This is a genomic window from Bryobacter aggregatus MPL3 (genome assembly GCF_000702445.1).
Lineage (GTDB): Bacteria > Acidobacteriota > Terriglobia > Bryobacterales > Bryobacteraceae > Bryobacter > Bryobacter aggregatus.
This window is the reverse complement of record NZ_JNIF01000004.1, coordinates 1,018,692-1,030,770: the sequence shown is the minus strand read 5'-3', so window position 1 is coordinate 1,030,770 and position 12,079 is coordinate 1,018,692. Positions and strand designations below refer to the sequence as shown.

Below are 12,079 nucleotides of genomic sequence, written 5' to 3'. Positions count from 1 at the left end.
CTTTACAATTCCTCCAATGAATTCCTTAGAACATGAGTACTAGCGAGTAGCCCTAACGCTAAGGTGAATACCTTAAGTATGCGTAGGGAATAGTACAAGGTCAAGTGAATCCTCATTCTTTTTTAGGGTTTTTACCTTAGAATTCCCTGAAACCGAATTGGGTTCCAATTGCATCTCTCAATGGAGTTCTTGTTGCGATCTAAATTTTGTTTTGCGGTGGGGTTTGTTTGGGCAGGGCTTTGGGCTTTTGCGCAAACTCAATCCAATACGGGCCAGATTGACGGTCGAGTCCGCGACGCCCAGGGAGCCCTCCTCGTGGCGGCGCAGATTTCGCTTCGGAATCTCGACACGAACTTTCAGCGTGAGCTCCAGACCGACGAGGAAGGGCGCTACCTCGTCCCCTTTCTGCCGATTGGGGAATACGAAGTCACGATTGCGGCCGAGGGCTTCGCCCGCTACCGGATGACTGGCGTTACGCTTTCGACGGGACAACTGGTGACGCTCGAACACAGATTGAATCTGGTTTCGGCACATCAGACCATTACTCTCCCCGGCGAATCGCCGATGGTGGAGGTCGCGCAATCGTCCAGTTCCCGGGCGCTCACGGCGGTGGATATTCGAAATTTGCCCAATCTGGCGCGGAATGAGCTGCAGTTCTCCTTGTTGCAACCCTTTATCAACGCCAATCGGCCGCGAGAGTATGAGGCCCCCCGTTTTGATATCGGTGGGCTTGCCCGCCGGGTGAATTTCCAGATCGACGGCTTTGAGAATACGACCTCGCAACAGAAGTCGTATCGAGTCACCAGGCTCGGTCCCACCTCGGTGGACGAGACACAGATCATGACCTTCGGGGCCAATGCCGAGTACGGCCGGACTGGCGGCGGTGTGATTAATAACATTACGCGGTCTGGCACAAATACGCTGCATGGTCAATTTGAGTACTTAGTTTCACGAACTGGCTTCAACGCGGTGCCCTTCCGATCGGCTGGCGCCGTCAAGCCCTATGCGGATATCGGCGCATTTGGGGTGGGGGGCGCGCTCCGCAGGGACAAGCTGTTTTACTTCGTTTCGAACGAGACGAGCCGGCGGGCGTTTCCACTTCCGCTTGGATTTACCGACCCGGCGGCCCGGGCCCAGGTGGTGAGTCTTGGTTTTACCGAGAAAGATATCGATCTGTTGCCCAGTCAATTCAACCCAACACTTTGGCTTGTTCGGCTGGATTATCAACCCTTAGATCGTCATACGATTACATTCCGGGCGAATACATATCGGGAATTCAATGAGGCGCAGTCCCCTGGGGGTACGACAGTACTCAGTTCGTCTGCTGGTGCGCTGACGAACACTTACGCGTTGGCCGCGATGTGGAACTGGTTGATCACCCCGTCGCTGACCCACGAGTTTCGCACACAGCTCGCCGACCGCTATTCGCGCCGGACGCCCTATCTCACACCCAATGCGGACACACTGCCAACGACGATTCTCAGTGGCGTTGTGAGCTTTGGCTATCCCGATCATCTCTCTGCAAACCGGGAGCGAATCGAAGAGTTTTCAGACAATATCAGCTTTCATCGCTCGACCCATCTGTTGAAAGCGGGAGTCAATCTGGTTCGCTCACCAGTGATGTACGATGACTCCCTGAATCCGGTTTTTCTCTTTGCCGGAACCAGTGATCTCACGCCGCTCGAGCAGTACCTGCGGACGATCAAGAGAGAAATCGATCCCTCGACAGGACGACGCTACAGCTACACCCAATTGACACTCAGTTTCGGGAAACCCCGGCTGGAGTACCAACAGACCTATCTTGGGGGTTATGTACAGGACTCCTGGCGCCTACGCCCGAACCTGACCCTCAACTACGGATTGCGCTACGAGACTATGTACGTGCCATCGGCACCCGCAAATGCGCCCCACCCGCTTTCCCGGCAGATTCCTTCGGATCGCTACAATTTTGCACCCCGGCTCGGCTTGGCCTGGTCTCCGCGTGGGAATCCCCGGATGGCGTTCCGGCTTTCCTACGGGGTCCATTTTGATGCACCCTCGGGCAACGCTTTTCGCGACAGCCTGATTGAGAATTCAGTCAATGAGGTCTCTGTCGAGATTGCGGGCGATTCTCCAGGGTCCCCAAACTATCCGTTCTATCCCCGTGTCAATAGCGGATCGGTGCGCGTGAAGCCGAGCCTCAGCGTCATCTCTCCCGATTTTCAGTGGATGACCGTGCATCAGTTTCAGGTGGGTGTGGTGCGGGAAATCGCTCATGATCTCAGTGTCACGATTACAGCGGCTGGCTTGCATGGCTCAAAGATTCCTGTGCTGCAGAACATCAACCTGGATCCGGTCTCTTCACTTCCGCCCTTAGCTGACGGCCGTACCGTTTATGGGGCCCGGCGTCTCGATCCGAATTTCAACAACATCATGGAACTGACGAGTGCGGGCAACTCGAACTATCATGCGCTCGGCATCCAGGTATTGAAGCGCTTTCGCAATGCGCTCCAGTTCAATGTGTCCTACACCTGGTCCCATTCTCTCGATAACGCTCCAGAGAACGGTGTCTCCGGCGGCAGCGAGCAACCACAGGACACCTACAACCGGCGGGCCGAGTATGGCAACTCAATCACGGACGTTCGGCATGTACTGAACGCCAGTTCGGTGGCGCGTTGGCGCGGATTCCAACTGGCCACCTTCCTGTTTGCCCGGTCTGGCACCACCTACGATGTGCGCGCCGGCGCTGATCTCAATCGTGATTCCGTCGCAAATGACCGGCCGCTCTTCTACGGGCGCAATGTCGGCAAAGGCCCGGCCTCGATGCAGATGGATGCCCGCCTGTCTCGATTTCTCTCGATGGAAAGAGTGTGGCCGCGAGCCAAGGCGGAAGTCTTTGCGGAATCGGCCAACCTCTTCAACTCCCCGATTCCTGATTCCACGAATGCCTTTCTCAACCGGACAAATTTCACGATTCTGTCCTGGCACGAGATGCGCCGGGTCCAACTTGGGTTCCGCTTCCTGTTCTGAGGGTAAGCTCAGAATTGTGATTCCTCATCCCACTGTGCTTGAAAACGGCGTAGTTCAACTCCGGCCCTTGGCCCTCAATGACGTCGAGGCTCTCTGGCCCCAGGCAAGTGAAGCCGAGATCTGGAAGTACATGCGCGGCGGGCTGCAGGATTCACCGGAACGGTTGCAGCATTGGGTGCAAACCGCTTTGGCCAAACGGGATCAGGGAATCGAGTATCCCTTTGTTACTCTGGATTCCTCCAGCAGACAAATTGCCGGTTCCACCCGGTTTCTGACGATCGACCCACCGAATCGTTCCTTAGAAATCGGAGGCACTTGGCTGGGGAGGGAGTTTCGAGGGACGGCAATCAACCTGAATGCAAAGTATCTGATGCTTTGCTTCGCCTTTGAAAGCTTGGGTTGTGTGCGCGTCCAGTTTCGAACGGACTCTCGCAATCTGCGATCTCAGCAAGCGATTGAGAAGTTGGGAGCAGTTCGGGAGGGAGTATTTCGCAAGGACTACATCTTTCCAGACGGCTATCAGCGATCGAGTGTTTTCTATTCCGTGATTGATGACGATTGGCCCGTGGTAAAAAGAACCATTGCGGCCCGGTTGTACGCTTTATCTATATAGACAGGATCTGCCATGAAATCTAAATTTTTCCTCTTTGCGGCGATGGCCGCTACTCTGAGCGCTCAGCGCGTCACTGACTCGAGGACTGCTTCCATTCGAGGCGGAGGAGGCGATGGGAAATGCACCATCGAAGTGGAAGTCGATGATGTTGCTGAAGTCGAGATCAACGGCGATCGCGCACAGATTCGTACCCTCAGCGGGAATCCCGCCACGTTCCGGCGCTTTGAATGCAACCAAGTGATGCCGAACAATCCGAACGATTTCCGGTTTCAGGGGGTGGATGGACGAGGACGCCAAACTCTGGTGCGCAATGCCGGCGGCAGGAATGGAGCGGTGATCCGTATTGAGGACCCCAAATCGGGGAAGGAAGGCTATACCTTCGACATCTTCTGGCGTGGCGGTAGTGACTACAACCAGGGGGGCTATGACGGGGATCGCGGGCGCTTTCCGGGGAACGGCAATGGGAATCGATATCCGGGCAACGGAAATGGCAATGGATGGAACAACGAGGTCAACTATAACGGGCGGGGAGATGGCTATCTGCGCACGAACCGGAACGAGCAGAAGCTCTATAACTGCACCGTATCGATTGGCCGCCGTGGCGATGTCGATGTCAGCTTCGAGACCAATCGGAATTCCCGTGTCAACTTCAACGGCCGCGTTCTGCGCATGGACCGGGATCGGATTATTGCGGATGTGAACGGGAGCAACTACCGGGGCGAGATGGAGATCGAAGTGGATAACCGCAACCGCGTCCGCAGCATTACAATTTCCAATGGCGGACGCGATCGCGATCGCATCGATCTGCGCTGGCGCAACTAGGCGCTAACGCGCCTTGTCCGGCAACTTCATAAACTCTTCGCGCGTGATTTCGGATCCGATGAAAGCCACTCTCTCAAAGGGCCATCTCGCGCGCAACCAAAGCTTCACTTCTTCATAGAGGCGCTTGTCAAAACCGATGATGGCCTGGTTCTCGGTGACCCACATCCGGACCGTGGCATCATAGCCTTCTTTGGTGCTCGGGCTGATATAGACACAACCGAGTTCGCGGGACTCGACAGGATTCAATACGGCATAGGTGAACTTCCGGCGGGCGTGAAAGCCCGCCTCTTCTCCTTCTGTATCCCGAATGGCATCAGCCAAAGAGATACCTGCGTTTGGCCAGCGTGTTGAGAAGCTGAACGTCTTTTGCAAGTGTTCGATCGATCCCATATAGGCGTCATAGTCGAGCTTTGCGTATTTCGGAACCAAGGGCTTGAGTTTGAAGGTGCCTTGCCGGGAGACATAGATTTCCGGTACCTGGAAATCCGCGGCCACAAAGGTCTTTGCAGGGGCCTGAGCCCAGAGAAGGGGCGACACCAAAACGGCAGAAAGCAGGAATACAGCGGGACTCATGATCAGTACAGTATAGCTACGGAAGCAAATTTTTCCGGGCATAGCCACTGATCTCCGGGCGAATCCGGGAAAGCTCCGCCGCCCAGTCTCCGCTGGCGAATCGTTCCTCAAACTGGCGAAGATCGCGGTCATAGTCCGCCAGCATCTTCTGCTTTAAGGCTTCGGGCGCAAAGCTGTAGGTCAAACTGTTGTGCCCCAGTTGTTTGATCTCTGTCCAGGTGAGGCGAAAGAGCTGGACGGCGTGCATGTATTCATCGGTCATGTTGGAATCCCAACTGCCTCGATCGTCGGTATTCAGACAGACGGGAATGCCAAAGCGGAGGTATTCCGGGAAGGGATGCTTCGAGAGGTCCGGCACATAATCGAGGACCCGGTTTGAGATCAGATTGATCTCGACAAGGTAGCGATTATGGCGAAGGAGCAGCATCGTGTCCGGGTCACTGATCAGGTTCAGACCGTGGCCGATGCGCGAGGCGCCGAGCAAGAGCGTATCGTGCACTTCACGGCCAGGCGAGTCCTTCTCGCCTGCGTGGATGCTCATCGGAATCGCGGAGTGTTTGCGGCGGGCTTCGCGGAAGGCATTCAGCATCCGGAGCGCATAGCCTTTGTCGTTATCTTCCCGCCCAGCGGCATTGATGCCCACCCAGAGATCACGGTGCCGGTCGATGAATTCGTACTGGAAGGCGATCTGGCGCTCGACGTCGTCGCGAAAGCGAATAACCGTGGTGTGGAAACGATACTGGACGCCGCTGGCGATGACATCCGGTTGCGCCATGCGTTTCTTGAAGATGGCAATCGCTTCGTCAGGAGGAAAAATCGTGCCATCGGGCCGCTCCATGGCAATCGGACTCCATTGGGCCTCGATGTAGCGTACGCCTTCGCGGCCGAAGAGCTTCAGATTTTCGGCAAAGCTGTCGGCAAAGTAATACGGGTTGCGCAGGAAGGGGGAGAGGCGGGGAACGATCTCCTCAAAGAACTCATTGCGCGTTTCGCCCGGCTGGTCCAGAATCAGCGCGGAAATCCAGGCAGAACGCTGCGTGGCCGACAGGTCGTCGAAGGGTGTGAAATCGGACTGCCGGCAAGGGCTCAGCTTCGCGTAGTTTGCACTGTTGATGTTCTGGTAAAGGATGACAGCGCCATTCTCGTTGTCGCCGCAATCGTGGAAGCTGGTGCGCGTATAGACACGGTAGCCGTTCTGCCTCTGCTTCAGACCGACTTCAAGCGCCGTACGGGCATAGATGCTGAGGCCGGCATGATGATGCAAGTCGCCCCCTTTGGGAAGCGCATAGAGGAAGGAATAGAGTTGCTGCGGAGTCGCGCGGTCGCGAATCTCGGCGAAGCGGGATTCAAAATCCTGGCTTCGTCCGAGACTCGCAAAGAAAAGAATTAAGGCAAGCGCCCGCGCGTGAGGGTTGGAATACGACACATATACATGTCAGCACAGATGTATAGGACACTGCCGTTATTACCCCAAGCGCAATTGGCAGTGGCTTCGCCGGTTTCGATCCGGCCGAGCAGGCTGCCTGCCGCGCTGAAAACATAAATGCCTCCGGGGCCTGAGGCAAAGAGATTACCTTTCTCATCCACCTTCAAACCGTCCGGTAAACCGGGCATCTTGCCCGCATTAGCCGTGACATCGTAGAACACTTTGCCCGTGCCGAGGGTGCCGTCGTCCTTTACCGGATAGGCCATCCAGTTTGCCTTGGCCGGATCGGAGTTGGCGACATAGAGTATCTTCTCATCCGGAGAGAACGCGATGCCGTTAGGACGGGTCATTTCTTTGGTCAGCAGAGTGACGCTCCCATCTTGCGCCCGGCGGTAGACACCGCAAAAGTCCAGCTCGCGGCGCGGGTCCTCATAGTTACCGGGGAGACCGTAGGGCGGATCTGTAAAGTAGAGGTCCCCATTCGATTTGAAGCAGCAATCGTTGGGACTGTTGAGGCGCTTGCCCATGTAGTTGTCGGCGAGAGTCTGCTTGCCGCCGCCCTTGGTGAGGACACTGACACGCCGATCGCCATGTTCGCAGCTGACCAGTTGTCCCTTCGGGTCGAGGGTCAAGCCATTGGAGCCGGGCTCCTTGCCGTAATCGGTATTTCCCGTATAGCCGGATGGCTTTACGAATGCGCTGGTGCCTTTGCCTTCTTCCCACTTGTAGACCGTATTGCGCGGGACGTCGCTGAAGAGAAGATACCCGCCGTTCTTGACCCAAACCGGGCCCTCACTCCAGTCAAAGCCAGAGGCAATGACTTCCAGCCGGGCGTCCGTTCCGACAAGCGAATCGAAAGCAGAATCGTAACGATGAATTTTGCCGATCGAGGGGTAATTCTTGGTATCGATCATGAGATCGGCCTTCTTGTCCTGGGCGAAGGCGAGGCCACTCGTAAGAGTCGCCAACAGAGCGGAACGACGAGTTTGCATAAGTTGTGTCAAGCATCATGACACAACTTCTTCGAAGGCGCTGCTAATCCTCAGGGGACGATGAGGCGTCGGCCGGAGGAAGCGTATTCAAGGCTTCTTTAATCAGCTTGCGCTCATCTTCATTGAAGCTTTGCTGGAAAGCCCGGGACGCCATCTTACGGCCCCGAAGATCGACCGGTTGCTGGCGTAGCGTGTTGATAGCGCTGCGCACCGCCGGGCGCCGTTCGTCGGGCAACTCCGCAATCTGCTTTAAGGTCTTGCGTACGGCATCCTGCTTTTCGGGCGGCAGCTGCTGAAAGGACTCGTAGTCTTTCTTCAAAGTTTCACGAGCTTCCGGTGCAATCCGGTTGAGGTGGTCGATTCGCTCCTCGAGCACGCGGCGGCGATCGGCGGGCATACGGTTCAACATCTTCTGGCGCTCACCGGGAGACATCTGATTCAGACGTTCAATCAGTTTGATGCCAGTACCCTTCGGTCCCTGAGCCAACATGGGCAGGCTGCATAAGGTGAGGATCCAAAACCACCTCATAAAGCCTCCTTCCGGGCCGAGGACCGATCCGCATGCCGGAGAGCATGGAGCGCTTCCATATCATCGAGCGTCCGTTCCACTTGCTCGATCTCGTCGGCCTTCAGACCTTCACTCTGGTGCAGAGAGGGGAAGGGTTCTGGAGTGCGCAGGATCAGAACAGCAAGTGCAATCAGACCCAGAGCAAGTGGAAGCGCCGGCTTCCAGCCGACTTGTACAGAGAGGATTCGATCCCACCACGGGAGCGGCTTCGCGTCTCCGGCATGGATGAGTGCAAAGAGCTGACGATCGAAATCCGGGCTGACTTCCGGTGGATGCCAGAGGTCGAGCGACTCATCGACGAATTGTTGCATTTCCACCATTGTCCGGCAATCCGGGCACCGGGCAATGTGAGCCTGGAACACACGAGCCTTCTCAAGATCGAGGGTTCCAGAGCAATACCCAAGGAGGAGTTCTTCCTGTTCGTGAGTTTTCAAATTGCAGTTCATCGTTATGCTCCTCTATGTCCCCTTCACTCCGTCTGAGCCTGGGCTAAAATGCTTCAGGCGGTCACGCAGGGTTTCGTAAGCACGAAACAGCAGGCTTTTCACTGCTGAATCGGAACATCCGAGAACACCCGCAATCTGCGAATACTCCATTTCCTGATACTTGTGTAGCAAGACTGCGAGACGTTGTTTTTCGGGCAACTGCTCGATTGCATTCCGGACTTCGCTCAAGCGCGCATCCTTTAGAAGGCGCTGTTCCACATTGGTGACGCGGTCCGCCAGTTGTCTGGGAACGGCATCCTCCGCATTGTTGTCGATCGAGTCGTTCAACCGATCATTGCGGCGATCCCGCACATGATTGAGAGCCAAATGAGTTGTGATGCGAAATAGCCAGGTCGTAAACTTCGCTGTCGGTTCATAGCTTTCCCGGCTTCGATAGACACGCAGGAAAACTTCTTGCGCCAATTCTTCTGCGATCGCTCGATTCTGCACCATGCGGAATAAAAAATGGATGACAGAATTACGATGCTTTTCGAGGAGGAGAGCAAACGAGGATTCATCCCCCTCTCGTACGCGAAGCATCAGTTCGGCATCCCGTTCTAGTGTTGCCGCCGATGTCACACTCACATGAACCCGTATCCTTTCTGAAGGTTTCGCTGAATTCCTGCAAAATCATCAAGCGCCGTCGCGTGGACGGAGCCAGCCGTCAAGATCCTGATTCTGCTCGGGATGCGTCGTGCGGAATCGATCTTCCAGACGTTTGGTCAGCGTCTGGACTAGTGCCGGATACTTGGCCGCAACATTCACAAACTCGCCGGGATCGTGGCGGCGGTCGTAGAGGCGGATGGTTCTTCCGGGAGTCGGATTGTCAGTGAGGTAACCGTCGTTGCGCTTGCGCTTTCCGGTGGTGTAGATCAGCTTCCACTCGCGCCAGAGCAGGCAGGCTTCCTCATTTTCAAGGTACTCACTGAAGATCTCGTCCCGGGCTGGGCTGGTCCACAGATCGCGCCCGTGGGTGCGATCAAAACGATGTTCCGCGCCGAGTAAGCGCAGGATCGTCGGACCGACATCGACAGATTCCGTCGGCCGCCGGACCACTTTCCCTGATGCGATCTTGCCCGGGAACCGGAACAAGAGCGGCACGCGCATCGCTGGTTCGTAGAAACAGTGCTTCTCAAAACGTCCGTGCTGCCCGAGGCAATAGCCATGGTCCGCCATGTAGACGACCAGCGTATTGTCGTCGAGTTTCAGCTGCCGCAGGTGGTCGAGGATGCGGCCCATATTGCGATCGAGAAAGGTGGCGCTGCTGTAGTAGGCGGCAGCGATGCCTTGCTTTTCACTGTCAGATAAGTCTCGAAAGATCAGAGGGATCTGCGAGGCATCCTCAGGTCCGACTTGAGGCACTTTGAACTTCTCCGGCTGGAAGCGAGGGCCGTCTTCTGTGGGGAAGTCAAAAGGCGAGTGCGGCTCCTGGATGCTGAACCACATCGCAAAGGGCCCATCGTCTTTGTGCTCGGTCAGCCAGCGCTTGGCCTGTTCCAATTGCCAGGTGCTGCGCATCTCCTCATCTTTGAAGGGGAGCGGCGACTTCGATGCGTTCAGCCATTGGCGGGCCGGGTCCTGGAACGGACGCCAGGGGGGACGGGGTCGCCCCACCGCCGCCTGCCAACCTTGGTTGATCCGGTCTTCGACCATTGCGGTACCGAAGCCGTGCATTCCGTCAGCGCCGGGACGATTGAAGTGCATTTTGCCAAAGACGGAGGTCTGATAGCCGTCGGCGGCGAGAAGCTCGGCGAGGGTGGTGCGGTCGTCTGCCAGTGGGGTGCGGAGGGTGGTGACCCCTGCGGCATGAGGATAAAGGCCAGTCAAAATGGATTGCCGGGATGGAGTGCAGACAGGGGAGTTACAGTAGTTCGCGGCAAAGCGAGTCCCTTCGCTAGCCAGCCGGTCGAGGTTGGGCGTGTGGGCCAGCCGATTGCCGTCAGCGCCCATCACGTAGGCAGCATGATCATCCGCGATGAGGAAGAGAAGATTCGGTTTTTGTTTCACCATTCGCTATCGTAGATCGTACATGAGATCGACGATTCTGCTCATTAGCTGCGCTAGTTTTCTGTTGGCTCAAGCTCCACGGACGCGGGAAGCCGATGAACTGAACTGGATGGAATACAAGGACCTGGTTCCGGCGAAGATCAACACGATTCTCTTTCCAACCGGAACCGTGGAGGCACATGGGGTAGCTCACAATGGAGCGGACAGTACGGTGCCGACCGCGATTGCCCGGCGGATCGCTCCGGGTTTGAACGCCTTGGTGGCTCCGACGCTCAACTACGGGATTACCGGTTCGCTCGAAGCCTTTGCCGGTGGCATCGCGATTTCAGACGAGGCGTACCGGGCCTTTACCCGCGACATCCTGCGTGGATTTGCGCGGCATGGGATCAAGAACATCCTCATCGTGAACGGCCACGGCGGCAATACAGCGGCGCTCAACGCGGTGGCGGAAGAAGTGGGGAGAAACGAGAAGGTGCGGATTCTGATCGTGAACTGGTGGACCTACTGCTCCGATCTGACCTTCAAAATTTTCGGCGAAGACGGTGGCCATGCCGGGTGGAACGAGACGGCCATGGTGCAGGCAACGACACCGCAGAACATCAGGAAGGAACTCTATCGGGATGAGCTTGCTACTGCTCGCGGTGCCGCTGGAACCTGGACGGCCTATCCGTTTCCGAGTTCGATCATTCTCTATCAACCCAAACAAGGCTACGTGAAGTTTGATGAAGTAAAGGCCAAGGAATACTTCAACTCCTGCTCGGACAAGATCGCCGCTCTGGGCGCGGAGGTCATTCAGAAGTGGGATCTGGCCGGGCTGTATGTGAAGTGATCAACCGCGGCCAGCCAGCGGCATCTTCGTCGCCATGACCGTCATCGTAAGGACGTTTGCCTCCAGCGGCAGACTCGCCATATAGAGAATCGCATTCGCCACGTGCGCAAGATCCATTCGCGGCTCCGGACTCATCGTGCCGTTGGCCTGCATCACCCCGACAGTCATGCGTTGGGTCATCTCGCTGGCTGCATTGCCGATGTCAATTTGGCCGCAGGCAATGTCGAAAGGACGGCCGTCAAGCGCGATGGACTTGGTTAAGCCAGTGATCGCATGTTTGGTCGCTGTATAAGGAGCGGAATTCGGGCGGGGCGTTTGCGCCGAAATCGAACCATTGTTGATGATGCGGCCACCCTGGGGCTTCTGCTTTTTCATCAGCCGCATGGCCGCTTGTGCGCAAAGGAAAGATCCGGTGAGGTTGACGCCGACAACCGCGTTCCATTGCTCAAAGCTGAGTTCGTCCATTGGAATGGCGGGCGCGCCCATGCCGGCATTGTTGAAGAGCAGGTCGAGCCTGCCATAGTGGTTCTCAATTGCCTCGAAGAGTGCCTCGACGGCTGTGGGTTGCGACACGTCGGCTGGAACAACAAGCATTTGCCCGTTTGCTGTTTCCTCGAGTGGCTCGCGCCGTCTTCCAGTGACAACCACTTCATAACCCGCGCCGTGCAGAGCTTGTGCCGCCGCCCGGCCGATTCCAGTGCCCGCCCCAGTCACCAGGGCAATCTTTTTCGAAGAATTCATCCCCACTAGCTTAT

At 56.5% G+C, this 12,079-nt stretch carries 12 protein-coding genes; 4 read left to right on the top strand and 8 right to left on the bottom strand.

Annotated elements, in window-relative coordinates; translation table 11 throughout:
• The first annotated feature begins 192 nt into the window (after window positions 1-192).
• Genes M017_RS0124215 through M017_RS0124205 form a run of 3 tightly spaced genes read left to right on the top strand, consistent with a single transcriptional unit; the run spans window position 193 to window position 4,444 of the window.
• Window positions 193-3,009, top strand: coding sequence for a TonB-dependent receptor (locus M017_RS0124215; RefSeq protein ID WP_162180036.1), 2,817 nt, complete (start codon window positions 193-195; stop codon window positions 3,007-3,009).
• A 34-nt stretch (window positions 3,010-3,043) separates the two neighbouring features.
• Window positions 3,044-3,622 carry a GNAT family N-acetyltransferase gene (locus M017_RS29780; RefSeq protein WP_035959009.1) on the top strand — a complete coding sequence of 193 codons (579 nt, stop codon included), beginning with the start codon at window positions 3,044-3,046 and terminating at the stop codon, window positions 3,620-3,622.
• A gap of 12 nt (window positions 3,623-3,634) precedes the next feature.
• A complete protein-coding gene (locus M017_RS0124205) occupies window positions 3,635-4,444 on the top strand; it encodes a hypothetical protein (RefSeq protein ID WP_155121603.1) in 810 nt (269 codons plus the stop codon).
• A gap of 3 nt (window positions 4,445-4,447) precedes the next feature.
• On the opposite strand, the gene M017_RS0124200 is transcribed toward M017_RS0124205, so the two are convergent.
• The 7 genes from M017_RS0124200 to M017_RS0124170 all read right to left on the bottom strand — a co-directional run bounded on the left by M017_RS0124200 (window position 4,448) and on the right by M017_RS0124170 (window position 10,498).
• Window positions 4,448-5,017, bottom strand: coding sequence for a hypothetical protein (locus M017_RS0124200; protein ID WP_031500819.1), 570 nt, complete (start codon window positions 5,015-5,017; stop codon window positions 4,448-4,450).
• Window positions 5,018-5,033: 16 nt separating this feature from the next.
• Window positions 5,034-6,443 (bottom strand): adenosine deaminase family protein, encoded by a 1,410-nt coding sequence (locus M017_RS0124195; protein WP_035958816.1) that lies wholly within the window; start codon window positions 6,441-6,443, stop codon window positions 5,034-5,036.
• Window positions 6,404-7,357: an SMP-30/gluconolactonase/LRE family protein gene (locus M017_RS0124190; protein ID WP_035959008.1), complete on the bottom strand. Its 954-nt coding sequence runs from the start codon at window positions 7,355-7,357 to the stop codon at window positions 6,404-6,406. The genes M017_RS0124195 and M017_RS0124190 overlap by 40 nt, the downstream gene beginning before the upstream one ends.
• A gap of 121 nt (window positions 7,358-7,478) precedes the next feature.
• A complete protein-coding gene (locus tag M017_RS0124185) occupies window positions 7,479-7,964 on the bottom strand; it encodes a DUF3106 domain-containing protein (RefSeq protein WP_080508135.1) in 486 nt (161 codons plus the stop codon).
• On the bottom strand, window positions 7,961-8,449 hold the full coding sequence (locus M017_RS0124180) for an anti-sigma factor family protein (RefSeq protein ID WP_031500815.1): 489 nt from the start codon (window positions 8,447-8,449) through the stop codon (window positions 7,961-7,963). Before M017_RS0124180 ends, M017_RS0124185 begins: the two co-directional genes overlap by 4 nt.
• A 12-nt stretch (window positions 8,450-8,461) precedes the next feature.
• Window positions 8,462-9,028, bottom strand: a complete 567-nt coding sequence (locus M017_RS0124175) for an RNA polymerase sigma factor (RefSeq protein WP_051670907.1) — start codon at window positions 9,026-9,028, stop codon at window positions 8,462-8,464.
• A gap of 93 nt (window positions 9,029-9,121) precedes the next feature.
• The gene (locus M017_RS0124170) at window positions 9,122-10,498 is read right to left on the bottom strand and encodes a sulfatase family protein (protein WP_080508134.1); all 1,377 of its coding nucleotides are present in this window, start codon (window positions 10,496-10,498) and stop codon (window positions 9,122-9,124) included.
• A gap of 19 nt (window positions 10,499-10,517) precedes the next feature.
• Here M017_RS0124170 and M017_RS0124165 point away from each other — a divergent pair, with 19 nt between their 5' ends.
• A complete protein-coding gene (locus tag M017_RS0124165) occupies window positions 10,518-11,324 on the top strand; it encodes a creatininase family protein (RefSeq protein WP_031500812.1) in 807 nt (268 codons plus the stop codon).
• Here M017_RS0124165 and M017_RS0124160 read toward each other — a convergent pair whose 3' ends face one another.
• Complete coding sequence (locus tag M017_RS0124160; protein WP_031500811.1) at window positions 11,325-12,065, bottom strand: SDR family oxidoreductase; 741 nt, start codon at window positions 12,063-12,065, stop codon at window positions 11,325-11,327. It abuts the gene before it with no gap.
• Window positions 12,066-12,079: the final 14 nt, after the last annotated feature.

Bases quoted from the DNA above. Each gene is read 5' to 3' on its own strand.
- M017_RS0124165 (WP_031500812.1), top strand. From the start codon at position 10,518: ATGAGATCGACGATTCTGCTCATTAGCTGCGCTAGTTTTCTGTTGGCT.
- M017_RS0124190 (WP_035959008.1), bottom strand. From the start codon at position 7,357: ATGATCGATACCAAGAATTACCCCTCGATCGGCAAAATTCATCGTTAC.
- M017_RS0124175 (WP_051670907.1), bottom strand. From the start codon at position 9,028: ATGCTTCGCGTACGAGAGGGGGATGAATCCTCGTTTGCTCTCCTCCTC.
- M017_RS0124160 (WP_031500811.1), bottom strand. From the start codon at position 12,065: ATGAATTCTTCGAAAAAGATTGCCCTGGTGACTGGGGCGGGCACTGGA.
- M017_RS0124205 (WP_155121603.1), top strand. From the start codon at position 3,635: ATGAAATCTAAATTTTTCCTCTTTGCGGCGATGGCCGCTACTCTGAGC.
- M017_RS0124180 (WP_031500815.1), bottom strand. From the start codon at position 8,449: ATGAACTGCAATTTGAAAACTCACGAACAGGAAGAACTCCTCCTTGGG.
- M017_RS0124185 (WP_080508135.1), bottom strand. From the start codon at position 7,964: ATGAGGTGGTTTTGGATCCTCACCTTATGCAGCCTGCCCATGTTGGCT.
- M017_RS0124200 (WP_031500819.1), bottom strand. From the start codon at position 5,017: ATGAGTCCCGCTGTATTCCTGCTTTCTGCCGTTTTGGTGTCGCCCCTT.
- M017_RS0124170 (WP_080508134.1), bottom strand. From the start codon at position 10,498: ATGGTGAAACAAAAACCGAATCTTCTCTTCCTCATCGCGGATGATCAT.